The 24,538-nt window shown below is 52.4% G+C and carries 26 protein-coding genes and 1 riboswitch; of the genes, 11 read left to right on the top strand and 15 right to left on the bottom strand.

The features are described from left to right. Window positions 1-69: 69 nt before the first annotated feature. Window positions 70-801 carry an HTH-type transcriptional regulator MlrA gene (gene mlrA / locus ABIE10_RS10475; protein WP_016153692.1) on the bottom strand — a complete coding sequence of 244 codons (732 nt, stop codon included), beginning with the start codon at window positions 799-801 and terminating at the stop codon, window positions 70-72. A 225-nt stretch (window positions 802-1,026) separates the two neighbouring features. Between mlrA and ABIE10_RS10470 the strand changes: the two genes are divergently transcribed. Genes ABIE10_RS10470 through ABIE10_RS10460 form a run of 3 tightly spaced genes read left to right on the top strand, consistent with a single transcriptional unit; the run spans window position 1,027 to window position 3,945 of the window. After that, window positions 1,027-2,712 carry a sensor histidine kinase gene (locus ABIE10_RS10470; RefSeq protein WP_016153691.1) on the top strand — a complete coding sequence of 562 codons (1,686 nt, stop codon included), beginning with the start codon at window positions 1,027-1,029 and terminating at the stop codon, window positions 2,710-2,712. Further along, window positions 2,709-3,428: a two-component system response regulator BtsR gene (gene btsR, locus ABIE10_RS10465; protein ID WP_016153690.1), complete on the top strand. Its 720-nt coding sequence runs from the start codon at window positions 2,709-2,711 to the stop codon at window positions 3,426-3,428. The genes ABIE10_RS10470 and btsR overlap by 4 nt, the downstream gene beginning before the upstream one ends. A 46-nt stretch (window positions 3,429-3,474) precedes the next feature. Continuing rightward, on the top strand, window positions 3,475-3,945 hold the full coding sequence (locus ABIE10_RS10460) for a DUF1456 family protein (RefSeq protein ID WP_016153689.1): 471 nt from the start codon (window positions 3,475-3,477) through the stop codon (window positions 3,943-3,945). A 42-nt stretch (window positions 3,946-3,987) separates the two neighbouring features. On the opposite strand, the gene ABIE10_RS10455 is transcribed toward ABIE10_RS10460, so the two are convergent. Both ABIE10_RS10455 and metG read right to left on the bottom strand, forming a co-directional pair. Continuing rightward, the gene (locus ABIE10_RS10455; RefSeq protein WP_200051541.1) at window positions 3,988-4,446 is read right to left on the bottom strand and encodes a YehR family lipoprotein; all 459 of its coding nucleotides are present in this window, start codon (window positions 4,444-4,446) and stop codon (window positions 3,988-3,990) included. 211 nt (window positions 4,447-4,657) lie between these two features. Beyond that, window positions 4,658-6,691 carry a methionine--tRNA ligase gene (gene metG, locus ABIE10_RS10450; protein ID WP_429155579.1) on the bottom strand — a complete coding sequence of 678 codons (2,034 nt, stop codon included), beginning with the start codon at window positions 6,689-6,691 and terminating at the stop codon, window positions 4,658-4,660. Window positions 6,692-6,855: 164 nt separating this feature from the next. Between metG and apbC the strand changes: the two genes are divergently transcribed. Next, a complete protein-coding gene (apbC, locus tag ABIE10_RS10445) occupies window positions 6,856-7,965 on the top strand; it encodes an iron-sulfur cluster carrier protein ApbC (protein WP_016153686.1) in 1,110 nt (369 codons plus the stop codon). A gap of 314 nt (window positions 7,966-8,279) precedes the next feature. Here apbC and ABIE10_RS10440 read toward each other — a convergent pair whose 3' ends face one another. Beyond that, entirely contained in the window at window positions 8,280-8,612 is a 333-nt protein-coding gene (locus tag ABIE10_RS10440) for an RcnB family protein (protein ID WP_019077205.1), read from the bottom strand. A 221-nt stretch (window positions 8,613-8,833) separates the two neighbouring features. After that, a riboswitch (TPP riboswitch) is annotated at window positions 8,834-8,930 on the top strand. Window positions 8,931-8,961: 31 nt separating this feature from the next. Here ABIE10_RS10440 and thiM point away from each other — a divergent pair. The 3 genes from thiM to ABIE10_RS10425 are packed head-to-tail and all read left to right on the top strand — an operon-like array spanning window position 8,962 to window position 11,335. Next, window positions 8,962-9,750 (top strand): hydroxyethylthiazole kinase, encoded by a 789-nt coding sequence (gene thiM / locus ABIE10_RS10435; RefSeq protein ID WP_049281970.1) that lies wholly within the window; start codon window positions 8,962-8,964, stop codon window positions 9,748-9,750. Next, window positions 9,747-10,547, top strand: coding sequence for a bifunctional hydroxymethylpyrimidine kinase/phosphomethylpyrimidine kinase (gene thiD, locus ABIE10_RS10430; protein ID WP_049281969.1), 801 nt, complete (start codon window positions 9,747-9,749; stop codon window positions 10,545-10,547). Before thiM ends, thiD begins: the two co-directional genes overlap by 4 nt. A gap of 41 nt (window positions 10,548-10,588) precedes the next feature. Further along, on the top strand, window positions 10,589-11,335 hold the full coding sequence (locus tag ABIE10_RS10425) for a GntR family transcriptional regulator (RefSeq protein WP_016153677.1): 747 nt from the start codon (window positions 10,589-10,591) through the stop codon (window positions 11,333-11,335). Here ABIE10_RS10425 and ABIE10_RS10420 read toward each other — a convergent pair. The 3 genes from ABIE10_RS10420 to ABIE10_RS10410 are packed head-to-tail and all read right to left on the bottom strand — an operon-like array spanning window position 11,309 to window position 14,549. Continuing rightward, window positions 11,309-12,274: a PfkB family carbohydrate kinase gene (locus tag ABIE10_RS10420; protein ID WP_200080100.1), complete on the bottom strand. Its 966-nt coding sequence runs from the start codon at window positions 12,272-12,274 to the stop codon at window positions 11,309-11,311. The genes ABIE10_RS10425 and ABIE10_RS10420 overlap by 27 nt on opposite strands. Further along, a complete protein-coding gene (locus ABIE10_RS10415) occupies window positions 12,271-13,275 on the bottom strand; it encodes an ADP-ribosylglycohydrolase family protein (protein WP_429155572.1) in 1,005 nt (334 codons plus the stop codon). Before ABIE10_RS10415 ends, ABIE10_RS10420 begins: the two co-directional genes overlap by 4 nt. Then, window positions 13,272-14,549, bottom strand: a complete 1,278-nt coding sequence (locus ABIE10_RS10410) for a nucleoside permease (RefSeq protein WP_016153674.1) — start codon at window positions 14,547-14,549, stop codon at window positions 13,272-13,274. Before ABIE10_RS10410 ends, ABIE10_RS10415 begins: the two co-directional genes overlap by 4 nt. 252 nt (window positions 14,550-14,801) lie before the next feature. On the opposite strand from ABIE10_RS10410, the gene fbaB reads away from it, so the two are divergent. After that, window positions 14,802-15,854: a class I fructose-bisphosphate aldolase gene (gene fbaB / locus ABIE10_RS10405; RefSeq protein ID WP_016153672.1), complete on the top strand. Its 1,053-nt coding sequence runs from the start codon at window positions 14,802-14,804 to the stop codon at window positions 15,852-15,854. Window positions 15,855-15,876: 22 nt separating this feature from the next. Here fbaB and yegS read toward each other — a convergent pair whose 3' ends face one another. After that, complete coding sequence (gene yegS, locus ABIE10_RS10400) at window positions 15,877-16,776, bottom strand: lipid kinase YegS (RefSeq protein ID WP_429155568.1); 900 nt, start codon at window positions 16,774-16,776, stop codon at window positions 15,877-15,879. A gap of 206 nt (window positions 16,777-16,982) precedes the next feature. On the opposite strand from yegS, the gene ABIE10_RS10395 reads away from it, so the two are divergent. Next, window positions 16,983-17,270 (top strand): hypothetical protein, encoded by a 288-nt coding sequence (locus ABIE10_RS10395; RefSeq protein ID WP_279263989.1) that lies wholly within the window; start codon window positions 16,983-16,985, stop codon window positions 17,268-17,270. A gap of 195 nt (window positions 17,271-17,465) precedes the next feature. Here ABIE10_RS10395 and artJ read toward each other — a convergent pair whose 3' ends face one another. The 6 genes from artJ to ABIE10_RS10365 all read right to left on the bottom strand — a co-directional run bounded on the left by artJ (window position 17,466) and on the right by ABIE10_RS10365 (window position 22,052). Beyond that, window positions 17,466-18,197 (bottom strand): arginine ABC transporter substrate-binding protein ArtJ, encoded by a 732-nt coding sequence (gene artJ / locus ABIE10_RS10390; RefSeq protein ID WP_103766529.1) that lies wholly within the window; start codon window positions 18,195-18,197, stop codon window positions 17,466-17,468. Window positions 18,198-18,443: 246 nt separating this feature from the next. Further along, entirely contained in the window at window positions 18,444-19,112 is a 669-nt protein-coding gene (gene artM / locus ABIE10_RS10385; protein WP_016153669.1) for an arginine ABC transporter permease ArtM, read from the bottom strand. Further along, window positions 19,112-19,828: an arginine ABC transporter permease ArtQ gene (artQ, locus tag ABIE10_RS10380; RefSeq protein ID WP_016153668.1), complete on the bottom strand. Its 717-nt coding sequence runs from the start codon at window positions 19,826-19,828 to the stop codon at window positions 19,112-19,114. Before artQ ends, artM begins: the two co-directional genes overlap by 1 nt. Window positions 19,829-19,834: 6 nt before the next feature. Beyond that, the gene (gene artI / locus ABIE10_RS10375; protein ID WP_003027298.1) at window positions 19,835-20,566 is read right to left on the bottom strand and encodes an arginine ABC transporter substrate-binding protein ArtI; all 732 of its coding nucleotides are present in this window, start codon (window positions 20,564-20,566) and stop codon (window positions 19,835-19,837) included. Window positions 20,567-20,582: 16 nt separating this feature from the next. Further along, window positions 20,583-21,311: an arginine ABC transporter ATP-binding protein ArtP gene (artP, locus tag ABIE10_RS10370; protein WP_016156950.1), complete on the bottom strand. Its 729-nt coding sequence runs from the start codon at window positions 21,309-21,311 to the stop codon at window positions 20,583-20,585. A 225-nt stretch (window positions 21,312-21,536) separates the two neighbouring features. After that, the gene (locus ABIE10_RS10365; protein ID WP_016153666.1) at window positions 21,537-22,052 is read right to left on the bottom strand and encodes a lipoprotein; all 516 of its coding nucleotides are present in this window, start codon (window positions 22,050-22,052) and stop codon (window positions 21,537-21,539) included. A gap of 251 nt (window positions 22,053-22,303) precedes the next feature. Here ABIE10_RS10365 and ABIE10_RS10360 point away from each other — a divergent pair, with 251 nt between their 5' ends. Next, on the top strand, window positions 22,304-22,627 hold the full coding sequence (locus ABIE10_RS10360; protein ID WP_001160725.1) for a heavy metal-binding domain-containing protein: 324 nt from the start codon (window positions 22,304-22,306) through the stop codon (window positions 22,625-22,627). Beyond that, the gene (locus tag ABIE10_RS10355; protein WP_065554093.1) at window positions 22,624-23,454 is read left to right on the top strand and encodes an N-acetylmuramoyl-L-alanine amidase; all 831 of its coding nucleotides are present in this window, start codon (window positions 22,624-22,626) and stop codon (window positions 23,452-23,454) included. The genes ABIE10_RS10360 and ABIE10_RS10355 overlap by 4 nt, the downstream gene beginning before the upstream one ends. Here the strand turns inward: ABIE10_RS10355 and ABIE10_RS10350 are convergent. Continuing rightward, window positions 23,451-24,464 (bottom strand): NAD-dependent epimerase/dehydratase family protein, encoded by a 1,014-nt coding sequence (locus tag ABIE10_RS10350; protein ID WP_016153664.1) that lies wholly within the window; start codon window positions 24,462-24,464, stop codon window positions 23,451-23,453. The two genes, ABIE10_RS10355 and ABIE10_RS10350, sit on opposite strands and share 4 nt — an antisense overlap. Between the last annotated feature and the right edge of the window lie 74 nt (window positions 24,465-24,538).

Raw genomic sequence — 24,538 nt, 5'->3', positions numbered from 1 at the left:
ACTCCTTATGTGAATCTAAGGATTGTACACGTTTGTTAACAGAATATTAAGAGCCGATCCTGGTTGGCTTTAAATACCGAGTGGATAAATATCGTGACCTAACGCGCGCCATTCGTTTAGTTGTTGCTGCTGAGCGGGCGTTTGGCTTTCGCCGCACCAGACCAGTAAGGTTCGGCCTTCAAACAGTTCCGGTCGCAATTGGTTTAGCGAGTGGGCGAGGACGTCAACGCGCCATCCCTGCTGGCTGGCTACCCAACCCTCCAGCCATAAGCGAGTGGTATCATGAATGTTCCAGCCGACAACCAGGGCATCTTTACCCTGTTTCTTGCGCGCCGAGGCCAGACAAATCGCGATGTAGTTGATGAGGACACCGTCGAGGATCCCCAGTAACGCCTGCAGGATCGGCTGCTGACATTGCAGGCGGCGGCGTAACGGAATGAACAAATGGGTGTTGAGCGTTTGTGCGGGATAATCCTGACCGCGCTCTTTGATCCACATCCTGAGGCTATGCAGATTATTACTTTGCAAATAGCTCAACAGCGTCTCTTGCTGTTCGCGCCAGCCGTTATGCACATCAATGTTCTCATTGCTGAGCAACATTTTTACCTTACTGACCTGAACGCCGTTATTTATCCAGCGTTTTATCTCACGGATCCGGTCGATATCCGCGTCGTTAAACAGGCGATGCCCGCCGTCTGTTCGCTGCGGTTTCAGTAATCCGTAACGCCTCTGCCACGCGCGTAAAGTGACAGGGTTGATATCACAAAGCAAAGCCACTTCACCTATTGTGTAAAGCGCCATCGTCGTCTCACTTATGCTCGCGAGGTCCCAGTTTTACTTTAGACGCTCTTTTGCGAACCAGGTAGTTTTGTCTGTTTTTTGATCAACAAATGGGTGAATTTGTAGTCATGCTCGCGCTTTCGAGTGATCGTTCTCACAAATTCCTTTTTTTTTGCAACACTTCAAAGAAAGTTACGCGCAGCCCATGTATGTTACGCGCTTTTAAGTGATGTGTGGTTGGCAGGTATGTACGAGTTTAATCTGGTGTTGCTGCTGCTTCAGCAGATGTGTGTGTTTCTCGTTATCGCGTGGCTCATGAGCAAAACGCGTTTGTTTATCCCGCTGATGCAGGTCACGATTCGGCTCCCGCACAAGCTGCTTTGCTACGTTACCTTTTCCATTTTCTGCATTTTGGGCACCTATTTCGGGCTGCACATTGATGATTCTATTGCTAATACCCGCGCTATCGGCGCGGTGATGGGCGGGCTGCTTGGCGGCCCAGTGGTCGGCGGTTTGGTCGGCCTAACCGGTGGCTTACATCGTTATTCAATGGGCGGAATGACGGCGCTCAGTTGCATGATTTCGACCATTGTGGAAGGTTTGCTCGGCGGGCTGGTGCACAGCGTGCTCACCCGTCGTGGCCGTACCGATAAAGTCTTTAGCCCACTGACCGCGGGAGCCATTACTTTTGTCGCCGAACTGGTGCAGATGCTGATCATCTTGTTAATCGCCCGGCCGTTTGACGATGCGTTTCGGCTGGTCAGTAATATCGCCGCGCCGATGATGGTGACGAATACCGTGGGCGCAGCTTTATTTATGCGTATTTTGCTCGATAAACGGGCGATGTTTGAAAAATATACCTCTGCTTTTTCCGCCACTGCGCTCAAAGTTGCCGCCTCAACGGAGGGGATTTTGCGCCAGGGGTTTAACGAGGTTAACAGCATGAAGGTCGCTCAGGTGCTGTATGAAGAGCTGGATATCGGTGCTGTGGCAATTACCGACCGCGAGAAGCTACTGGCATTTACCGGCATTGGTGACGATCACCATCTACCCGGAAAACCTATTTCGTCGTCGTACACCCAACGGGCGATAGAAACCGGAGAGGTGGTGTATGCCGATGGGAATGAAGTCCCTTACCGCTGCTCTTTGCACCCGCAATGCAAATTAGGCTCGACGCTGGTGATCCCTTTGCGGGGGGAAAACCAGCGGGTGATGGGGACCATCAAACTGTATGAAGCCAAAAACCGCCTCTTTAGCTCGATCAACCGCACGCTGGGGGAAGGGATCGCTCAACTGCTTTCGGCGCAGATTCTGGCCGGGCAGTATGAGCGGCAAAAAGCGATGCTCACGCAGTCGGAAATCAAACTCCTGCATGCACAGGTGAACCCCCATTTTTTGTTTAATGCGCTCAACACCATCAAAGCCGTGATCCGACGCGATAGCGAGCAGGCCAGCCAACTGGTGCAGTATCTGTCGACGTTCTTTCGCAAAAACTTAAAACGTCCGTCGGAGATTGTGACGCTGGCTGATGAAATTGAGCACGTTAATGCCTATCTGCAAATTGAAAAGGCGCGATTTCAGTCGCGCCTGCAGGTGACTTTAACGGTGCCTGATGCGCTTTCGTATCAGCAATTACCTGCCTTTACCCTACAACCTATTGTGGAGAATGCCATTAAGCACGGTACCTCTCAGCTACTGGATACCGGCGAAGTGTCGATTACCGCCCGCCGCGAAGGGCAGTATCTGATGCTGGATATTGAAGATAACGCCGGGTTGTATCAGCCAACGTCTGAGGCCAGCGGATTGGGTATGAATCTGGTTGATAAACGACTGCGCGAGCGGTTTGGCGACGATTTTGGCATCAGCGTAGCGTGTGAACCTGACCGCTTTACCCGAATCACTTTACGACTTCCTCTGGAGGAACTGGCATGATCAAAGTGCTGATTGTCGATGACGAACCGTTAGCGCGGGAGAATCTGCGGATCCTGTTGCAGGCGCAAAGCGACATCGAGATCGTCGGCGAATGTTCGAATGCGGTGGAAGCCATCGGTGCGGTACATAAACTGCGTCCGGATGTCCTGTTCCTTGATATTCAGATGCCGCGTATCAGCGGTCTGGAAATGGTTGGCATGCTTGATCCTGAGCATCGTCCGTATATTGTTTTCCTTACTGCCTTTGATGAATATGCGGTGAAAGCTTTTGAAGAACACGCGTTTGATTATCTTCTCAAACCGATTGAAGAGGCGCGACTGGAAAAAACGCTGAGCCGTTTGCGTCAGGAGCGCACGAAGCAGGATGTATCGCTACTGCCGGAGAATCAGCAGGCGCTGAAGTTTATTCCGTGCAGCGGCCACAGCCGAATCTATCTGCTGCAAATGGATGACGTGGCGTTTATCAGCAGCCGCATGAGCGGCGTGTATGTGACCAGCAGCGATGGTAAAGAAGGTTTCACCGAACTGACGCTCAGAACGCTGGAAAGCCGTACACCTTTGCTGCGCTGCCATCGGCAGTATCTGGTGAATATGGCGCAATTGCGGGAGATCCGTCTGGAAGAAAACGGTCAGGCCGAACTGATTTTACGCAACGGGCTGACAGTTCCGGTAAGTCGCCGTTATCTTAAAAGTCTAAAAGAGGCGATTGGACTGTAAAACTGATACACTGCGCGCCATTGCATCACCGACAGTTGAAGGCTCTATGCTAAGTAACGATATTCTTCGTAGCCTGCGCTACACCCTGAAAGCGAACAATAACGACATGGTGCGTATTCTTGCGCTTGCTGACATGGAATCCACCTCCGCAGGTTTTGATACCTGGATGACAAAAGAAGATGAAGCCGGGTTTATTCGCTGCCCGGATATCATTCTCTCCGGATTTTTAAACGGTCTGATTTATCATCTGCGTGGTAAAGACGATTCTGCGCCGGAACTGGCGCTTGAGCGTCGTGTTAACAACAATACGGTGCTGAAAAAGCTGCGTATCGCCTTTTCGCTGAAAACCGATGATATTCTGGCCATTATGACCGAGCAGAAGTTTCGTGTGTCGATGCCGGAAATTACCGCCATGATGCGCGCGCCGGACCATAAGAACTATCGCGAATGCGGCGATCAGTTTCTGCGTTATTTCCTGCGGGGTTTGACGTCGCGAGTGCACAAAACGAAAGCGTAAAACGACGCTGGCGACCGCGATGAATTTCGGGTCGCCAGGATGTTATTTCACCTCTTTAAAACCTGCCGATTCCATTACCGTTTGCATTTGCTTCATGCTGATATTTTTATCGGCTTTCTCAGAAAGCTTCATCCCGGAAATTGCCTGTAACGCTTTTATATCGACTTTTTCCATATCGATAGTGACATTTTCCTGCGCGTAGGTATCTGTATAGGTGAGCTTTTCTTCTACGCCTGCAATATTTTGATATTTAGCGCTTAACGCGTCGAATACTTTTGCGGCTTCCTCTTTATTGCTGGCGCCGACAGACGCATAGCTGATTTTACTTTCGGAGCTTTGTTTCAGAACTTTGTCACCTTTATAGGTGTAAGAGACGGTGATATCCGAACCGTTAAGATTGGCATTGAATGTTTTCGTCTCTTCTTTTTCACCACAACCCGCCAGGGAAAAAACCACAACCGATGCCACGGCGAGAGAAACTAATTTTTGTAACGCTGTCATGTAAAACTCCATTTTATGAATATCGAATGCTAAATAATAATTCTAATGAATATGATGGGGCCGGGCGGCCTTAATAGCAGAGCAGTATAGAATAAATCTAATAGCGATGGCTAAGCAGTCCGAAAATGGAGTGGGGGAGTGTGTTTAAGATTAAAGGTAAATCCCTCAGCAAAAAAAAAGCGCTGCAGTTGCAGCGCTCGAGATGTCTGATTTATTTCACCTGTTGGCCAGGTTTTGCGCCTTCGTCCGGGCTTAACAGGAAGATATCTTTCCCGCCAGGACCTGCCGCCATGACCATCCCTTCAGAAATGCCGAAGCGCATCTTACGAGGTGCCAGGTTAGCAACCATAATGGTCTGACGTCCAATCAGGGTCTGCGGATCCGGATAGGCAGAACGAATACCAGAGAAGACGTTACGCTTCTCGCCACCGAGATCCAGCGTCAGACGCAGCAGTTTGTCAGAACCTTCCACAAACTCGGCGTTTTCAATCAATGCCACACGCAGGTCAACTTTGGCGAAATCGTCAAAGGTAATGGTTTCCTGAATCGGGTCATCCGCCAGCGGGCCGGTTACTGGTGCGGCAGCGGCCTTCACTTCTTCTTGCGACGCTTCCACCAGCGCTTCAACCTGTTTCATGTCGATGCGATTGTAGAGCGCCTTAAAGGTGTTGACCTTGTGACCGAGCAGCGGTTGCTTAATAGCATCCCAGCTCAGCTCGCTGTTCAGGAAAGCTTCTACACGTTCAGCAAGCGTTGGCAGAACCGGTTTCAGGTAAGTCATCAGGACGCGGAACAGGTTGATACCCATGGAGCAGATCGCCTGCAGGTCGGCATCGCGGCCTTCCTGTTTAGCAACGACCCACGGAGCCTGTTCGTCAACGTAGCGGTTTGCCACATCGGCCAGCGCCATGATTTCACGGATAGCTTTACCAAATTCACGACTTTCCCATGCTTCGCCAATCACCGCAGCAGCGTCAGTGAAGGTTTTATACAACGCCGGGTCGGCCAGTTCAGCCGCCAGTACGCCGTCAAAACGCTTGCTGATAAAGCCTGCGTTACGTGATGCCAGGTTGACTACTTTGTTGACGATATCGGCGTTTACACGCTGGACAAAGTCTTCCAGGTTCAGGTCGATGTCATCAATGCGCGAAGAAAGCTTCGCCGTGTAGTAGTAACGCAGGCTGTCGGCGTCAAAGTGCTTCAGCCAGGTGCTGGCCTTAATGAAGGTACCGCGAGATTTGGACATCTTCGCACCGTTTACCGTCACATAACCGTGTACAAACAGGTTGGTCGGCTTACGGAAGTTGCTGCCTTCCAGCATCGCTGGCCAGAACAGGCTATGGAAGTAGACGATGTCTTTACCGATGAAGTGATACAGCTCGGCGTCGGAATCTTTCTTCCAATACTCATCAAAACTGGTCGTGTCGCCGCGCTTATCGCACAGGTTTTTGAACGAACCCATATAGCCAATTGGTGCGTCCAGCCAGACGTAGAAGTACTTGCCTGGCGCATCCGGGATTTCAAAACCGAAGTATGGGGCATCGCGGGAAATATCCCACTGCTGCAGGCCGGATTCGAACCATTCCTGCATTTTGTTGGCGACCTGCTCCTGCAACGCGCCGCTGCGTGTCCAGGCCTGCAGCATCTCGCTGAATGACGGCAGGTCAAAGAAGAAGTGTTCGGAGTCGCGCATTACCGGCGTCGCGCCAGAAACGACGGATTTCGGCTCGATAAGTTCGGTCGGGCTGTAGGTTGCGCCGCAGACTTCACAGTTATCGCCGTACTGATCCGGAGATTTACATTTCGGGCAGGTGCCTTTAACGAAACGGTCCGGCAGGAACATGCCTTTTTCCGGATCGTAAAGCTGGGAGATAGTACGGTTCTTAATAAAACCGTTCTCCTTCAGGCGCGTGTAAATCAGCTCAGACAGCTCACGGTTCTCTTCGCTGTGCGTAGAGTGGTAGTTGTCATAGCTGATGTCAAAACCCGCAAAATCAGTCTGATGCTCCTGACTCATTTCACCGATCATCTGCTCTGGCGTGATCCCAAGCTGCTGTGCTTTCAGCATGATTGGCGTACCGTGTGCGTCGTCCGCGCAGATGAAGTTAACCTGGTGGCCGCGCATTCGCTGGTAACGGACCCAGACATCAGCCTGGATGTGCTCCAGCATATGGCCGAGGTGGATAGAGCCGTTGGCGTACGGCAGCGCGCACGTTACCAGAATTTTCTTCGCGACTTGAGTCATAGTGGGCAATTACTTCTTTTGTAGTGAAAAGGGCCTTGATAGTACCAAAATGGTAATTACTGCGCCAAGCGATAAGGGCATTTATCCGTAAATGAATAATTGTTGCGGTTGGAGTAAACTACCTGGTGACTATTGTATTTTCAGAACAACAAAAAGGAGTCGGGATGAACGCACAATCCCAGGCCAAATCACCAGAGACCCTGCGCGCGATGGTTGCCGGGACGCTGGCGAATTTTCAGCATTCAACCCTGAAGCATAATCTGACGACGCTTAAAGCGTTGCATCACGTCGCCTGGATGGATGACACGTTGCACGTTGAGCTGGTCATGCCGTTTGTCTGGCAGAGCGCGTTTGAGGACTTAAAAGAGCAATGTAGCGCCGATCTGCTGCGTATTACTGGTGCGAAAGCGATCGACTGGAAACTGTCGCATAACATTGCGACCCTGAAACGCGTGAAAAACCAGCCGGGCATTAATGGTGTAAAAAACATCATCGCCGTCAGTTCGGGTAAAGGTGGCGTGGGTAAATCCTCTACTGCCGTGAACCTGGCGCTGGCGCTGGCTGCGGAAGGGGCGAAGGTAGGGATACTGGACGCCGATATTTATGGCCCGTCAATCCCGACGATGCTCGGTGCGGAAAACCAGCGTCCAACCTCTCCAGACGGTACCCATATGGCGCCGATCATGTCTCACGGCCTGGCGACAAACTCTATTGGTTATCTGGTTACTGACGATAATGCGATGGTGTGGCGTGGCCCGATGGCCAGCAAAGCCCTGCTGCAGATGCTGCAAGAAACCTTATGGCCGGATCTTGATTACCTGGTACTGGATATGCCGCCGGGTACGGGTGATATCCAGTTGACGCTGGCGCAAAACATTCCGGTCACGGGTGCGGTTGTGGTGACCACTCCGCAGGACATCGCGCTGATCGATGCGAAAAAAGGCATCGTGATGTTCGAAAAAGTCGAAGTGCCAGTGCTGGGTATTGTTGAGAATATGAGTATGCATATTTGCAGCAACTGTGGTCATCACGAGCCAATCTTCGGCACCGGTGGCGCGCAGAAACTGGCTGAGCAGTATCACACCCAACTGCTGGGACAGATGCCGCTGCATATTTCTCTGCGTGAAGACCTGGATCGTGGTACGCCGACGGTCATCAGCCGTCCTGACAGCGAATTTACCGCCATTTACCGCGACCTGGCAGGACGTGTCGCTGCCCAGCTCTACTGGCAAGGGGAAGTGATTCCGGGTGAAATTGCTTTCCGCGCGGTGTAATTAATAGCGTTAAAAATATTCACTGCATCAATAATTAATTGATGTGGTGAATATGTTGGGTCAAAATTTAACGTTATTATTTATTCAGACTGTATAATTTATGTCTTTTCCTGAATAAATATCTTCAATATATCATTTAAACTGATTAAATTGCTCATATTAATCTATAATGCTAATTAGTTTTAGCGAGGCAGTTAATCTCGTGAATTTATCGAGTACTTCTGACAACATTAAGTGATATTTGCAGTATCTTATGACTAATTGACTTGCGGGTATTTCACGTACTTTCTTGCTGAAAGTACGTGTTTTTTCTATTAACGATGATAAAAAATCTCGCCGTCGTAGGCTTTAATGATCTTACCGTCAGCATCGTTGATTAGGACGTACGCACCACCCATGTAGGTCCAGTGGGTACCGGCGGTAGGGGCTGGCAGGTTGCGTTGGTTCCATTGCTTAATCGCATATTCGTCAGTACGGTACAGCGGTGGGACCGTGTCACCAGGTTTAAAATGGGTAAAGTCGGCGATGAAACCGCTCAACTCATACTTATCAATTCCGGTGGGAGCAGCTGTTGCGGCCGGCGCGGCCCAGACGACGCTGCTTGCAAGCAGGAGTGCACCCAGCAACATTTTATTCTTCATACCCATCCTCTTTACCTGTTCGGGTCATCAACATCAGTCGTGTATCATTCCTGGCTTATAGGGCATCTGACAAGAACTTTTTTGTGATCGCGCCAGTCATTTCGTAAAAAGTGTAAATGAATGTACAGAATAGCTGCAACCTTACCCCGTAATTTCGTGGAGGGCCATGGTGCTGCGCTAATTTACATCATCAAGCGTAGGCAGTATTCTGTTACCGAAACTTGTGTTTCAACGACTCGGGGTGCCCTTCCTGGTGAAGGCTGAGAAATACCCGTACCACCTGATCTGGATAATGCCAGCGTAGGGAAGTCTGACACTGCTCGTGTCCCTTCTTCGCGCGGGCAGGAGCTGAACCATGCAGCCTGACCTGCACAGCCGCACACTCGCGGCTCACACCTTACACCAATTTAGAACGCTTTCCCCTCTCACACACTGCATGACCAACGAGGTCGTGCAAAGCTTTACGGCCAATACGCTGCTGGCGCTGGGCGCATCACCTGCAATGGTAATCGAGCCCGAGGAAGCCAGTCAGTTCGCGGCTATTGCCAGTGCATTACTGATTAACGTCGGCACCTTAACCCGGGAACGGGCTACGGCGATGCGCGCCGCAGTTGAGCGGGCACAACTTGCTAAAACCCCGTGGACGCTCGATCCCGTTGCCGTGGGGGCGCTGGAGTTTCGTCGTCGCTTCTGTCTGGATTTGTTGGCGCTACAGCCTGCGGCTATCCGCGGCAACGCTTCGGAAATACTGGCTCTGGCGGGTATGAACGGTGGGGGACGCGGCGTGGATACGACCGATACGGCAGCCGCTGCGCTTCCTGCAGCGCAGGCACTGGCTCGTCAGGTTGGGACCATTGTCGTGGTTACCGGCGAAATTGACTATGTCACCGATGGTCAGCGTACCGTCTGCGTGAACGGCGGTGATCCGTTGATGACGCGCGTGGTGGGCACCGGATGCGCGCTGTCGGCGGTCGTTGCAGCCAGCTGCGCCCTGCACGGTGACCGGCTTGATAACGTCGCCTCTGCCTGTAGCTGGATGAAACAGGCCGGACAAATAGCCACTCAACAATCAACCGGACCGGGCAGTTTTGTCCCGGCATTTATCGACGCCCTCTATAACCTGAACGCGCGGGAGCAACTATGAAACGGATTAACGCATTAACCATTGCCGGAACCGATCCTAGCGGTGGCGCAGGTATTCAGGCCGATTTAAAAACGTTCTCGGCGCTTGGCGCTTACGGCTGCTCGGTTATCACGGCGTTGGTGGCGCAAAATACGCGCGGGGTGCAGTCGGTGTATCGCATTGAACCTGACTTTGTCGCCGCACAACTGGATTCGGTGTTCAGTGATGTGCGTATCGACACCACTAAAATCGGTATGCTGGCGGAAACGGATATTGTTGAAGCGGTCGCCGAACGCTTGCGTCGCCATCGGGTGCAAAATGTCGTGCTGGATACCGTGATGCTGGCGAAAAGCGGCGATCCGTTGCTGTCTCCTTCGGCGGTTGAAACGCTGCGTACCCATTTGCTGCCGCAGGTTTCGATTATCACCCCAAATTTACCCGAAGCAGCGGCGCTGCTCGGGGCTCCCCATGCGCAGACTGAGCAGGAGATGTTAGAACAGGGAAGGGCGCTGCGGGCGCTGGGCTGCGAGGCGGTGTTGATGAAAGGCGGTCATCTGGAGAATGCGCAAAGCCCCGACTGGCTCTTTACCCGTGATGGCGAACAGCGTTTTACCGCGCCAAGGGTGATGACCAAAAATACCCACGGTACTGGCTGTACGCTATCGGCGGCGCTGGCGGCGCTGCGTCCGCGCCATGACAACTGGGCACAGACAGTGCAGGAAGCTAAGTTGTGGCTTTCAGCGGCATTGGCGCAGGCCGACACCCTGGAAGTCGGTGAGGGAATTGGTCCGGTGCATCATTTCCACGCGTGGTGGTAATGAGTATACTGGCTGCAGAAACGGCTGCAGGAAAAAGATAAATGGAACAAGCGCATACCCAGCTTATCGCGCAACTGAATGAACGCATTTCCGCGGCAGATAACACGCCGCTGTATATGAAATTTGCGCAAACGGTGAAAAACGCTGTGCGCAGCGGGATTCTGGAACATGGAAATATCCTGCCCGGCGAGCGCGATCTCAGCCAATTGACTGGCGTTTCGCGAATTACGGTTCGTAAGGCGATGCAGGCTTTGGAAGAAGAAGGCGTCGTGACGCGCGCCCGCGGTTACGGGACGCAAATCAACAATATCTTCGAGTATTCGCTAAAAGAAGCGCGTGGTTTTTCACAGCAGGTGGTGTTGCGCGGTAAAAAACCAGATACGCTGTGGGTTAACAAGCGGATTGTGCCTTGCCCGGAAGAGGTAGCGCAGCAGCTGGCTGTTGCCACGGGGAGTGACGTCTTCCTGCTCAAGCGCATTCGCTACGTAGATGAAGATGCGGTTTCTATTGAAGAGTCATGGGTTCCTGCCCATCTAATCCATGACGTGGATGCCATCGGCGTTTCACTGTATGACTATTTTCGCAGCCAGCATATTTTCCCGCAGCGCACTCGCTCACGTGTCAGTGCCCGAATGCCTGACGCAGAGTTCCAGGCGCACATTCAAATGGACAGCAAAGTGCCGGTGCTGGTGATCAAGCAGGTAGCGCTTGACCAGCAGCAACGGCCCATTGAATACAGCATCAGCTATTGTCGAAGCGATCTATACGTGTTTGTGTGCGAGGAGTAACGCCTCGCGCGTAGGGGCGCAATCGCCGCCGCGATGCCCTACCACCCAGGACGCCACGGCGTTTCCAAGCAGTACCGCGTCAGCCAGCGACCAGCCAGACGCCAGTCCCGCCAGCATGCCGCCAGCGTGGCTGTCACCAGCGCCAATGGTATCAACGACCGCTGTCGCAAATGCCGGTATGCAACCGGAAGTTTGCGTGCTGAAATACCACGCACCGTCTTTATCGTGGCGTACCACCACCGGTGTGGCAAAACGTTGCACCCATTGTGCGCCAAAACCTTCTACATCCTGGCTTAATGCAAACCGCTCGGCGGCAATTTCCGCCTCCTGCCGATTGAGCGATACCAGTGGACGGCAGGCCATAATTCTTGCCAGTAAGGGCTCGGGAATGTCGCCGATGCGTGGGCCAAAATCGATAAACGGCGTCACTTCCTCCAGCCCTTCCAGCCAATGCACCAGCAACTCACCACACGGAGAGGCTAACTGATAGCCCGAGAGATAAACCAGGCTGTGACGTGGGATCTCCAGTTGTGCCAGCCAGTCAGCGTTCCACTGATTTTCGACGCCACTAAATGACATAAAGGTACGTTCGCCATCCGGCTCGACCAGAGCCAGACACCAGCCGTTATCGCCTGCGGCGTTATCGATCAGGCTGTGCAGTCCCTCTTTTGCCATCCGGTTGCGGATAATATCGGCCCACACCCCCTGACCCAGCGGTAAAGCATTACTGGCGTCGATACCTAACCGCTTGAGTGCTACGGCAATATTGAGCGCACAGCCGCCAACGTTCACCCCTTGCTGTTTGAGTTCAATGTCACATCCGCGCCAGGGAAGGGCATACGCATCGGCAATGACATCAATCACCGCCGCACCCACCACCGTAACGGGTCGCTGTGTGCGTAACTGCGGGAGAAGTTGTTGCAGACGCGTGGTGCTCATAGTGCCTCCCGCTGCTCGCGCAGTCGCATCAATCCACTGGCGTAGCGGATAAAGTCCAGCTGATTTACCGCATCGAGCTCATGTTTCAATGCCGGATTAATCGCACTTACGCCGTGGAGCGCGCCACAAATGGCAGTTGCCATCGCCCCGATGGTGTCGGTATCGCCCCCGAGGTTCGCGCACAGAATGGCGCAGCGGTTAGGATCGGTCTGCGCCAGCTCAACCATAGCGATGGCGCATGGCACGGATTCAATGGTACTGGTTCCGGCCCCTACAACCTGATACAACTGCTCGCAGGCAGACTCAATGCCGTCAGCGTTACGGACAATTTTCAGCGCCAGTTCAAGGCGTGCAGAGAGCGATGCGCTAAAGGTAGTGATCCTTTTTTGCTGCGCATGCCGGGCAATGGCTGGCAGCGCGTCGACAATCTCTGACCATTTTCCGCCGTCGATAGCGCGTGATACCGCCCACGCGACCACCACTGCGCCAGCGATAGCCAAATCCGATTTATGTGTCGGGCTGGAGGCTAATGCCACATCATCGATAAAGGCATCGAGATCGCGCGCGGGGAGCAGGCATCCCAGCGGTGAAACGCGCATTGCCGCTCCGTTGGTAACGCCGTTATTTTCCAGTTCGGCGACAGGTTTGCCGTCGCGAATGGCTTTTAGCGCAATTTTTGAGGTCGGGCCGAGCACGTTTTTATTAAAAGCATCAAAACGTTCGGCCCAGGCCAGAATATTGCGGCCAATAACGTAGGGTACAATCTCTCCGTCGCACTCAAGCAGGGCATCAGCCAGACACAGCGCCATGGAGGTGTCATCAGTGAACTCCGCCTGGTTAAAATAGCAGGCGGCATTATTCTCCGCAGGGCCGGGTAAAAAACGGTCGATCCAACCGAAATGGGCTTTAACCCGGGTTCTTGGCCACAGTTCCGACGGCATACCCATCGCATCCCCTAACGCCTGCCCATAAAGAGCACCGAGAATACGTTCTGCTTTCATTTTACTTCCCCTTGTTTCAACGCTACATCGCGATCGTCCACCTTAATGGCGGTGATTTCTTTATCTGACTCGCGAAAGAAAATCATAAACATTACGGCAATGACGGCGATCATGACCGCGCCAAATCCCCACATGCCAGCCCAGTTAAAGGTAAGACCATTCACCGGTTCCTGATAAGCAAACATTTTTTCCATCATCACGCCGCCCAGACGATAACCGAGCAGGCTACCGAATCCCTGACAGCAGAGGGTGATAAGCCCTTGCGCCGCGGTGCGCATATGTACGGGCGCTTTTTTATCGACATAAATGTAGGCTGTGACGTAGTAGAAGTCGTAACTGACGCCGTGCAGCAGAATGCCGAGAAACAGCAGAGCGTAAGTGAAATATTCTTCCGCGCCGCCGTAAACGAAAAATCCGTAGCGGATAGCTGCAGTAATAAGACCAAGCAGCAATACCTTTTTAATGCCAAAGCGTTTGGTGAAAAACGGTAGCGCCAGCATAAAGAAGATTTCAGAGAACTGGCCCAGCGTCATCCAGCCGGTGGCGTTTTTCATCCCGACTTCTGTCAGATAACCGTTGGCAAAGATGTAATAGAACGCCAGCGGCATCGCGAACAGAAAAGAGCAAAAGAAAAAGACGAGGAAGTTCTTATCCCGCAGCAGGATCAGCGCATCCAGACCCAGCATGACCTTGAAATCCATTTTGCCGGTACTTTTCGGCGGCGTATCCGGTAAAAAGAACGCAAAGACGCCTAACAGAGCGGAGCTTCCGGCAGTGATAAGCAGAGGAATATTGGTAGGGGAGATGTCACTATAGCCAAGCATTTGCGGTAAGAAACCGCAGGCCAAACCAGAGGCGATCCAGCCAATGGTCCCCATCACACGGATGCGCGGGAAATCACGCTCAACGTCACTGACGTTGGCAAAAGCGATACTGTTGGTCAGCGCAATCGTCGGCATATAGGTCAACGAATAGGCCAGTAACAGCGGGAAAAATCCGCTGAAGGTGGTTTGCTGGGCGGCGAAGTACATCAATATAGCGCCGACGAACATCAGCACCGCCAGCACTTTTTGCGCGGAGAAAAAACGGTCAGTGACAGAACCGACCAGGATGGGCGACAGGATCGCGGCAATTGCGGTACAGGCGTAGGACCAGCCGATCTCCCCGGCGCTAAAGCCACTTTTACTCAGCCACAGCCACAGCGGTACAAACCAGGCGCCCCAGATAAACCACTCTACAAACATCATGAACGACAGCTTAACTGTAGTTTTCATCTTTAAATCCTTCATGACAGGTAAGGTACGCACTGATAGTACCATTCGATAATACCTTTAAAATACCTTTAAGGTCTAAATTTGACCGCCTTAACATTATTTCTTCCTGAATCGAGCCAGCAGAAGTTGCTGAAAAGTGCGCTAAAGATGGAAAAAAAACGCAGTCGGTACCAGGCTTATTGCTGCCCGCAACAAAGCGGGTCAGGACAATCCACATTCCGGTTTCAAATCGGAACTTACGGGAGCATAGCTATGACTGATATTGCGCAGTTGCTTGGCAAAGATGCCGACAACCTTTTACAGCATCGTTGTATGACCATTCCTTCTGACCAACTTTACCTGCCTGGACATGATTACGTCGATCGCGTGATGGTGGATAACAACCGTCCGCCAGCGGTGCTGCGTAATATGCAAACGCTGTATAACACGGGCCGACTGGCCGGGACAGGTTATCTGTCGATTCTACCGGTGGATCAGGGCGTGGAACACTCCGCGGGGGCATCGTTTGCGGCTAACCCGCTGTACTTTGATCCGAAGAATATTGTGGAACTGGCTATCGAAGCAGGGTGTAACTGCGTGGCATCGACCTATGGCGTGCTGGCTTCCGTCTCCCGTCGCTACGCGCACCGCATTCCGTTTCTTGTAAAAATTAACCACAACGAAACGCTGAGCTACCCCAATACGTTTGACCAGACGCTGTATGCCAGCGTAGAACAGGCATTCAATATGGGCGCGGTTGCGGTAGGGGCAACCATCTATTTCGGTTCAGAGGAGTCCCGTCGCCAGATTGAAGAGATTTCTGCGGCGTTCGAGCGTGCTCATGAACTGGGCATGGTCACCGTGCTGTGGGCGTATCTGCGTAACTCCGCGTTTAAAAAAGATGGCGTGGATTACCATGTTTCCGCCGATCTCACCGGGCAGGCTAACCATCTGGCAGCCACTATCGGGGCGGATATCGTTAAGCAGAAAATGGCGGAAAATAACGGCGGGTATAAAGCAGTCAACTTTGGCTATACCGACGATCGCGTATACAGCAAGCTGACCAGCGACAACCCAATTGATCTGGTGCGTTATCAGCTGGCGAACTGCTATATGGGGCGCGCCGGATTAATTAACTCTGGCGGTGCGGCTGGCGGCGAAACCGATCTGAGCGATGCGGTACGTACGGCAGTGATTAACAAACGTGCTGGCGGCATGGGGCTGATTCTTGGACGAAAAGCATTCAAGAAAACCATGGCTGACGGCGTTAAGCTGATTAACGCCGTGCAGGATGTTTATCTGGACAGCAAAGTCACCATTGCCTGATCCCAGTTGGGGTGTCGTCGTGTTAACGCAGTAGTGGACAACCCGGCGGCAGTCTGCAACGTAGCGCTGCGGGCAGGATTTCAATATGAAATTCTTGTCCGCTAAGCGGTTCGCCATCGAGATTAAACGTAATTTCGTGCGGGGCGCGGATATCAAACCACGATGATGCGCCTTCGATGATGTTAGGGTTGTCTTCGGATTGCGTTAACGCCGAAAGCAGCCCTGGCAGCAGCTCTTCGCCGGTAAAAATACGCAGTTGCAGCAGACCATCGTTGATCAGCGCCGTCGGGCAAAGCTGTTGCCCACCACCGGCCTGACGACCATTACCGATACCAATGATCAGCGCCTTACCCTGCCAGTGAAAATCTTCCCCACGAATGTCGCAGATGTCGGGTTTGAGCGTATCCATGCGCATTAATCCGTGAATAAAGTACGATACGCCACCTAATGCGGCCTTGAGTTTTTCTGGCGTCTCGCTGGTGATGCGTGTGCCGAAGCCGCCGGTCGCCATATTGATAAAACAAGTTTTATCATTGACCTGAACCATATCGATATCAGTCGCATTTCCGGCGATAGCCAGTTTTAACGCCTTATCAAGGGCGTCGGGTATGCCTACGCTGGTTGCAAAATCATTCGCCGTTCCCAACGGTAAAATACCGAGCGCCGGGATATTGCCGCCCTGTGACTGGATCAGCGCCGTCGAGACTTCGTTAATTGTGCCGTCGCCGCCGCCGGCAATCACCGTTGCAACGCCTAACTGGCGAGCTTCATCAACGTAGCGTTGGGCGTCGCCTTTTTCCCAGGTAACGCGAACATGGATTTCCACGCCTTCATCGCGTAGCTCTGCAATGACATCACGCAGGGGGAGATTATCAGCACTTTTTCCATTGAGGATCAGTAAACTGGCAGGGAACGCTATCATCCGTTTGCCTCACTTTTTTTCGTTTTAACAAGTGTACGCCAGGAATGGGTTTATGGCGTAAGAACTGACTGAAAGCGAAGGCGAAGAGATAAAAAAAACCGCAGAATGCGCAATACTGTTCTGTTAAGCATGTATGGAGAACATGTGATTCTTGCTCAGGGTTTCGTTCACCTCGGCGGTAGCAATTCTCTGAGGCTCAGACACCCATGAACGAGCAAGTGAGGCTCACCGCCGCCTCCCTTGCAACCCAGGCTCCCGGCGGGAAAATCGTCGCTGCGCGATTCATTCGTCTTATGCCGTCTGCCTGTCGGGTCGGGACCGGGCCTGCGTCCCTGCAGGCCGTCCCCTCTGCCCGCATCCCTGCGGGCAGACCCGGTCAGCCGTCAACGCCTCATCGATTTTCAGCCGGACCGGGGTCATCGCTGCAACGCACTGACTTCCAGTTAACTCTGTTTTGCTGTTCAGATAAAAAACGCAGGGAGCCGGGATTGTAAAGGGCGTGGCGGAGAACGCCCTTTACACGTTCACAGGAACCGGTGTTTCAGAGAAACGATGCACATGAGGTGAACGGAACCCTTACCGTGAGATAGCATATTCATAACTTCTGCCAACACAGGTGATGCTTTCTGATACAGAGGCGTTAACTGAACCGCATTACGCAGAATGCGGCTTTTCAGATTGGGTGGACGTTACTGTGGGAACCACTGATCGCTGATTTTTTGGTACGTGCCGTCAGCTTTGATTGCGGCCAGCGCGCTATTCAGTTTTTCCAGCAGGGCTTTGTTATCCGGGCGAACCGCAATGCCAAGACCAGTACCGAAGTATTGTGGGTCGGTCACTTTGTCAGTGGCTACACCTAACTGCGGGTTGGTTTTCAGCCACTCGTTAACCACGGCGGTATCGCCAAATACGCCATCAATACGACCATTTTTCAGGTCGATAATCGCATTCTGATAGCTGTCGTAGGCCACGGTTTTCACTTCAGGGTGTTTATCCTGCAGGTATTTCTGGTGCGTGGTACCGTTTTCCATGCCAATGCGTTTCCCTTTCAGGTCGGCAAAGGTTTTATAGGTGTCTTTTTTCGCAATCACCAGCGCGGAGTTTGCATAGTAAGGCTGAGTAAATGCCACCTGCTTGCTACGCTCAGGCGTGATGTCCATTCCGGAAATCACCGCATCATATTTTTTGAATTTCAGCGCGGGAATCAAGCTATCAAAAGCATGATTGGTGAAAGTACAGTCAGCCTGCATTTGTTTACACAGTGCCGTTGCCAGGTCGATGTCAAAACCGACAATTTTATTGCTTGCATCCAGTGACTCAAATGGCGGATAAGTCGCTGATACACCGAAACTAATTTTATCAGCAGCTGAGGCGCCTGCGGCGAAAGTAGCAAGTAATGTGGCCAGTACTAACTTTTTCATGGTGGAACTCCCGTCTGTCAATCTTATGATTATTTACCGTGTCTGCGGCGTGAATTAACAATGCCATTTAATGAATTTATATGCAATAAAAATGATTAAATATTTTCTCTGATATAAAAAAAGACGGACAATTTAGGTTGTTGTCCGTCTTTTTTATTTTGGCTTTATGCATATTCACCGGAGAGTGTACAACGGAAGATGAATCGTAGCCTGATAAGCGTAGCGCCATCAGACATAAAAACCGATTTAATTCCGGTGTTCAAACGCCAGCGCTTTACGTTCGATCAAGCGCATCATCAGCGTCAGCAAACCGTTGACGATCAGGTAAATCACACCCGCCGCGCCGAAAACCATGACGTCATAAGTGCGACCATACAGCAGCTGACTATAGCCCATGACTTCCATCAGCGTGATGGTGTATGCCAGTGAGGTACTTTTAAACACCAGCACCACTTCGTTGGAATACGAGGAGAGGGCGCGTTTAAAGGCGTACGGCAACAGAATCGCCAGCGTATCCTTCTTACTCATCCCCAACGCTCCACAGGACTGCCACTGGCCTTCCGGGATTGCGCGGATAGCACCGTAGAACAGTTGAGTGGTATAAGCCGCACTGTTTAACGATAGCGCAATTAAGGCGCACAGCCACGGTTCAGAGAGCAGGTGCCACAGTACCGGATACTCCTGTAGCGTCGGGAACTGCCCTGGCCCGTAGTAGATGAGGAAGATTTGCACCAGCAGCGGAGTACCGGTAAACAACGTGATATAGGCGCGCACCAACCAGACCACAATCGGCGTTTTTAGCGTCAGGATGACGGTGAAAACCAGCGCCAGCACCAGAGCAACCACGATGGAGGCGACCGTCAGCGTCAGGCTGGTATGCAGCCCTTTTAACAATTCAGGTAAATACTCAAGCATTAGCCTGGTCTCCGCTCAAATCGTGTCGCGCGCAGGTCAATGCGTTTAAGAATGTACTGACTCACCAGCGTAATCACCAGGTAAATAGCCGCCGCCACAATGTACCAGGTAAACGGCTCCTGGGTACGGGTGGCAATGCTCTTGGTTTGCAGCATCAGATCGTTCACGCTGATAAGGCTGACCAGCGCGGTATCTTTCAGCAATACCAGCCACTGGTTACCCAGTCCCGGCAGAGCGTGGCGCCACATCTGCGGCATCACCAGGCGGAAGAAGATCGCGGCTTTAGACAAACCCAACGCCTGACCTGATTCCCATTGTCCGAGTGGTACGGCCTTCAGCGCGCCACGCAGCGTTTGCGACGCGTAAGCCGCATACAGCAATGACAGCGCAATTACACCGCACAGGAACGGGCTGACGTCGAAGTTTTCGATCTGCATCTGAACCGGGATTTGTACAAACCCGAGATTGATCGTAAAGCCATCGGCCAGCGTCAGCAGCAGCTGTGAAGAGCCGAAATAGATGAACAGAACCACCAGAATTTCCGGCAGACCACGCAGGATGGTGACCAGAGCTGAGCCCGTCCATGCTACCGGACGCCATTTTACTGACTCCCAGACGGCAAAAAACATGGCGAGCGCGAGGCCAATAATCAGCGCACAAACGGCAAGGCCGACGGTCATCCCGGCGGCGCTTGCTAAAGGAAAAAATTCATTCATCAAGTATTACTTCTGGAACCATTTGTTGTAGATGGTCTCGTAAGTCCCATCTTTCTTCACTTTTTCCAGCGCAGCGTTAAATTTCTGCTGCAGCTCGGTATTGCCCTGGCGCACAGCGATGCCCAGACCCGTACCGAAGTAATCTTTATCCGTCACTTTGTCGCCAACTGCGGCCAGCTTTGGATTGTCTTTCAGCCATTCGGTCACCACTGCGGTATCACCAAATACGCCGTCAATACGACCATTTTGCAGATCGAGTTTGGCATTCTGGTAGCTGTCATACGGTACGGTGGTCACTTCCGGATGTTTATCCATGATGAATTTCTGGTGCGTAGTACCGTTTTGTACACCGACTTTTTTGCCTTTCAGCTGGTCAATGCTGGTGTATTTACCCTGTTGGCCAACAAACAGGGCAGAGTTGTCGTAATACGGGGTGGTGAACAGAACCTGTTTTTCACGCTCTGGCGTGATGTCCATACCGGCCATCACCGCGTCAAAACGACGGAATTTCAGGCTCGGGATCAGGCTGTCGAAGGCCTGATTGGTGAAGGTACAGGTCGCGTCAATCTCTTTACACAGCGCATTCGCCAGATCAACGTCAAACCCTACGATTTTGTTATTCGCATCAATAGATTCAAACGGAGGATAAGACGCTTCGGTGGCGAAACGAATGGTTTGGGCTGCGGTAGCGGAAAGGCTAAAACCTGCGATTAGCGCGGCAATCAGAACTTTTTTCATTGTATTGTCCCGAATCTTAGTGAGAGAGATAGTTTTTAAACGCTTCGGTTTGCGGGTTGGCAAAGCAGCTCGCATCCCCAAACTCGACGATATGACCGTTTTCCATATACACCACACGGCTGGCCGTTTTACGTGCAACTTCCACTTCGTGGGTGACGATCACCTGAGTAATGTTGGTTTCCGCCAGTTCACGAATGATGCTGACGATTTGGGCAGTAATTTCCGGATCAAGCGCTGCGGTAGGTTCATCAAACAGCAGCACCTGCGGCTCCATCATCAACGCGCGGGCAATGGCCACACGCTGTTGCTGGCCGCCGGAGAGATGCAGTGGGTAGCGATCGCTGTACGGCTTCAGGCGCAGACGTTCCAGCAATTTTTCGGCGCGTGCCAGCGCTTGATCTTTTGTCAGACCCAGTACGCGGCAGGGCGCTTCAATCAGATTCTGCACAACCGTGAGATGCGGCCAAAGGTTGTATTGCTGGAAGACCATGCCCACGTTCTGACGCAGCTCCCGAATGGCTTTGTCTGACGGGGTCTTCGTGAAGTCGAAACGGTTACCCGCAATAGAGAGCGTGCCCGAGCGCGGCATCTCAAGCAGGTTGAGTACGCGCAGCAGCGAGCTTTTCCCGGCTCCACTTGGGCCAAGTAACACCAGTGTTTCACCCTGAGGGCAATCCAGCGTGATATCGAACAGCGCCTGATGTGCGCCGTAGAAGCAGTTAATGCCGTTTAATTGAATACTCATTGACACTCGATACTGGCAGTCTGATAGCTATTGAAGCCGCAGATACTACCTTTGACAGAATAGTTATGCAATATTTATGCGTTAAAAGTTAAATGCAAACCGCATTCTTATCTAAACATAGCACAAAATAGCGGGGCCACCAGTGGGCAAGAATAATTGTCGGCATTCTATGCAGAATGCCAGACAATTTATGGGGGTTATGGTTCAGGCGGGTGAATGGGGCGGTTAGCGGTTTTCGACAGACTGGCGCAGCGTCCCGGCTGGCGCGTGTACGCTGCCGCCCAGATAGCGGACATCGTCAACTACCCAGCACTGGCCTTCGCGGATCATCAGCACTTCATCACGCCAGCTTTGGTCACCCTGTTTAAGCTCTACGCGCAGCGGAATGTTGCGTGCATCACTATTCGGAATGGTCGATGCGCTGGCGACGCTGGCACTGTCCGGTAACGTAGCGCGACTAGAGAACGGATCGCTGTTAAACAGATCGCGATGCGCGTTATCACGGCTGGCATCGTTCAGCAGTTTCGCCAGGTTGTCGCTGAGGTACGGACGAAGGGGGGTAATGTCATTGTTTCGGTGCTGAATACGGTAATCATAGAATTGTTGAGCCACGCTGTCTGGCCCGCCTTCTACGCATGAGCCGCTACGCGTGCCGTTATCTTTGTAGGCCGGCGTTACGGTAGTACAGGCGCTGAGAAGTAGTGCACATGGAACCAGCAGAGAGAGTTTCGAGTAGCGCATAATGATTTCCTTATTAGCTTTCTACTATTAGTGTTCTACGTTGATTTACATGTCATACTTCAAGTTGCTTGTGCGTTGGCTACGTGCGTTCACCCCAGTCACATAGTTATCTATGCTCCTGGGGATTCACTCTCTTGCCGCCTTCCTGCAACTCGAATTATTTTGTGTAAAGAATATATCCTTTCAATGATAGTGGATCGGTTCGATAATGCTTTTGAGATCGTGCTCTTAGCGCAAAAAGGAGATTAACCATGCAGTTTTCGACTACCCCTACGCTGGAAGGGCAGAGCATCGTGGAATACTGCGGTGTTGTGACTGGCGAAGCCATTTTAGGCGCGAATATCTTCCGCGATTTCTTCGCCGGCATTCGCGATATCGTCGGCGGTCGCTCCGGCGCGTATGAAAAAGAGCTGCGTAAAGCGCGTGAAATTGCTTTTCAGGAGCTTGGTGAACAGGCAAAAGCGCTCGGTGCTGATGCGGTAGTCGGTATCGATATCGATTACGAAACCGTGGGCAAAGACGGTAGCATGCTGATGGTGAGCGTCAGCGGCACCGCGGTGAAAACTCGCCGATGAAGCGTTTGTTGTCTCTGCTGGCATTAACACTGCTGCTGGTAGGATGTGCTGGCGAAAAAGGGATTGTCGACAAAGACGGGTATCAGTTAGATACCCGTCGTCAGGCGCAGGCTGCTTACCCGCGCATTAAAGTGCTGGTTATCCATTACACGGCCGATGATTTCGACTCTTCTCTGGCTACGCTGACCGATAAAAACGTCAGCTCGCACTATCTGATCCCGGCAGTGCCGCCGCTCTACCACGGCAAACCGCGTATCTGGCAACTGGTAGCGGAAAAAGATCTGGCCTGGCATGCGGGGATTAGCTTTTGGCGCGGCGCTACGCGAATTAACGATACCTCGATCGGCATTGAGCTGGAAAACCGTGGCTGGCAAAAATCGGCGGGCAGCAAGTATTTTGCGCCGTTTGAACCCGCGCAAATTCAGGCGTTAATCCCCTTGGCGAAAGATATTATTGCCCGCTATGACATAAAACCGCAGAACGTGGTGGCCCATGCGGATGTCGCACCGCAGCGCAAGGACGATCCAGGTCCACTGTTTCCATGGGAAGAACTGGCTGCGCAAGGAATTGGCGCGTGGCCGGATGCTCAGCGGGTGGCGTTTTATCTTGCCGGACGAGCGCCCGATGCACCGGTAGAAACCTCATCATTGCTCGATCTGCTGTCGCGCTATGGTTATGAGGTAAAACCTGAAATGACGCCGCGTGAACAGCGGCGGGTGATTATGGCCTTCCAGATGCACTTCCGCCCGACGTTGTGGAACGGCGTGGCGGATGCTGAAACTCAGGCGATTGCCGAAGCGTTACTGGAGAAATACGGGCAGGGTTAACGCGGCAGCTTGCCGTGGTCACGCAGCCAGGCCGCGGTACGCTCAATCCCTTCATCCAGCGTCACAACGGGCTGATAGCCTAATTCTTCCTGAGCCCGGGTGGTATCCAGCGTAAAGTCAAAATTCAGCTTCGAGACGCCGTAATGCGTAAGCTTTGGCTCTTTCGCCGATTTATTGCCTAACCGCTCCATGCTGCGGGCAATCATGTCCAGCATCGGGTAGGGCACGGAGCGGATACGGCAATCAATATTTAGCTCGTCGATAAGTTTCTGCACAATACTGCGCAGGGTGCGATGCTCGCCGTTGGTAATGTTGTACGCGCGACCCGAAGGCAGATTATCGCAGGCTTGCTGACTTGCCAGCCACATCGCGTGCACCGCATTCTCGTAGTAGGTCATATCCACCAGCGCACTTCCGCCGTGCGGCAACAGAATGCTGCCGTAGTGGTACATCATATGGGCCAGGCGCGGGATAAAGACTTTATCGTGTGGTCCGAACAAGCTTTGCGGACGCAATACCGTAAAACGGGTTTGCGGGTTGGCCTGTGTCAGCAACGCAATCACATCTTCGCCAGCCGCTTTACTGCGGGCGAATTCATTGGCGAAGCGTTGGGGGCGGAAGTCCTCTTTGATATCGCGATGGTGGTGATAATCAAAATAGAGCGACGGTGATGAGATATGAATGAAGTTACGAACGCCCCAGGCCACGGCCCACTCGCCTAGACGGCGGGTTGCGCGAACGTTGGCCAGATCGAAGGCTTCCTGAGTTCCCCATGGTGAGGTAAAACTGGAGCAGTGCCACAGCGTATCGATACCGGCGAGCATCACTTTTGCCTGCGAAGAGACCAGCTCGGTCAAATCGGCATGCACAAACTCTGCGCCCATTTTCTCCAGCAGCTTGCCCATCGCTTCGTTGCGACCGGTAGCTCTGACGCTGACGCCTTTGCTGCATAAAAACTCAACCGCGTTTCGGCCTAAGCCGCTGGTGGCTCCGGTAACCAGTACCTTCATATCAATCCACTGTGTTTAAAAAACGTCGTGCGCATTCTTCCGTGAATTTCGTCTGTATGCAATGGGAAACATGA

It is taken from the genome of Citrobacter sp. 506 (genome assembly GCF_050434985.1).
GTDB lineage: Bacteria > Pseudomonadota > Gammaproteobacteria > Enterobacterales > Enterobacteriaceae > Citrobacter > Citrobacter braakii.
Note: the sequence above shows the minus strand (reverse complement) of the source record. Positions and strands in the feature narration are given on the sequence as shown.

Coding starts and splice junctions, on each gene's coding strand:
- mlrA (WP_016153692.1), bottom strand. CDS start 801: ATGGCGCTTTACACAATAGGTGAAGTGGCTTTGCTTTGTGATATCAAC.
- ABIE10_RS10470 (WP_016153691.1), top strand. CDS start 1,027: ATGTACGAGTTTAATCTGGTGTTGCTGCTGCTTCAGCAGATGTGTGTG.
- btsR (WP_016153690.1), top strand. CDS start 2,709: ATGATCAAAGTGCTGATTGTCGATGACGAACCGTTAGCGCGGGAGAAT.
- ABIE10_RS10460 (WP_016153689.1), top strand. CDS start 3,475: ATGCTAAGTAACGATATTCTTCGTAGCCTGCGCTACACCCTGAAAGCG.
- ABIE10_RS10455 (WP_200051541.1), bottom strand. CDS start 4,446: ATGACAGCGTTACAAAAATTAGTTTCTCTCGCCGTGGCATCGGTTGTG.
- metG (WP_429155579.1), bottom strand. CDS start 6,691: ATGACTCAAGTCGCGAAGAAAATTCTGGTAACGTGCGCGCTGCCGTAC.
- apbC (WP_016153686.1), top strand. CDS start 6,856: ATGAACGCACAATCCCAGGCCAAATCACCAGAGACCCTGCGCGCGATG.
- ABIE10_RS10440 (WP_019077205.1), bottom strand. CDS start 8,612: ATGGGTATGAAGAATAAAATGTTGCTGGGTGCACTCCTGCTTGCAAGC.
- thiM (WP_049281970.1), top strand. CDS start 8,962: ATGCAGCCTGACCTGCACAGCCGCACACTCGCGGCTCACACCTTACAC.
- thiD (WP_049281969.1), top strand. CDS start 9,747: ATGAAACGGATTAACGCATTAACCATTGCCGGAACCGATCCTAGCGGT.
- ABIE10_RS10425 (WP_016153677.1), top strand. CDS start 10,589: ATGGAACAAGCGCATACCCAGCTTATCGCGCAACTGAATGAACGCATT.
- ABIE10_RS10420 (WP_200080100.1), bottom strand. CDS start 12,274: ATGAGCACCACGCGTCTGCAACAACTTCTCCCGCAGTTACGCACACAG.
- ABIE10_RS10415 (WP_429155572.1), bottom strand. CDS start 13,275: ATGAAAGCAGAACGTATTCTCGGTGCTCTTTATGGGCAGGCGTTAGGG.
- ABIE10_RS10410 (WP_016153674.1), bottom strand. CDS start 14,549: ATGAAAACTACAGTTAAGCTGTCGTTCATGATGTTTGTAGAGTGGTTT.
- fbaB (WP_016153672.1), top strand. CDS start 14,802: ATGACTGATATTGCGCAGTTGCTTGGCAAAGATGCCGACAACCTTTTA.
- yegS (WP_429155568.1), bottom strand. CDS start 16,776: ATGATAGCGTTCCCTGCCAGTTTACTGATCCTCAATGGAAAAAGTGCT.
- ABIE10_RS10395 (WP_279263989.1), top strand. CDS start 16,983: ATGAACGAGCAAGTGAGGCTCACCGCCGCCTCCCTTGCAACCCAGGCT.
- artJ (WP_103766529.1), bottom strand. CDS start 18,197: ATGAAAAAGTTAGTACTGGCCACATTACTTGCTACTTTCGCCGCAGGC.
- artM (WP_016153669.1), bottom strand. CDS start 19,112: ATGCTTGAGTATTTACCTGAATTGTTAAAAGGGCTGCATACCAGCCTG.
- artQ (WP_016153668.1), bottom strand. CDS start 19,828: ATGAATGAATTTTTTCCTTTAGCAAGCGCCGCCGGGATGACCGTCGGC.
- artI (WP_003027298.1), bottom strand. CDS start 20,566: ATGAAAAAAGTTCTGATTGCCGCGCTAATCGCAGGTTTTAGCCTTTCC.
- artP (WP_016156950.1), bottom strand. CDS start 21,311: ATGAGTATTCAATTAAACGGCATTAACTGCTTCTACGGCGCACATCAG.
- ABIE10_RS10365 (WP_016153666.1), bottom strand. CDS start 22,052: ATGCGCTACTCGAAACTCTCTCTGCTGGTTCCATGTGCACTACTTCTC.
- ABIE10_RS10360 (WP_001160725.1), top strand. CDS start 22,304: ATGCAGTTTTCGACTACCCCTACGCTGGAAGGGCAGAGCATCGTGGAA.
- ABIE10_RS10355 (WP_065554093.1), top strand. CDS start 22,624: ATGAAGCGTTTGTTGTCTCTGCTGGCATTAACACTGCTGCTGGTAGGA.
- ABIE10_RS10350 (WP_016153664.1), bottom strand. CDS start 24,464: ATGAAGGTACTGGTTACCGGAGCCACCAGCGGCTTAGGCCGAAACGCG.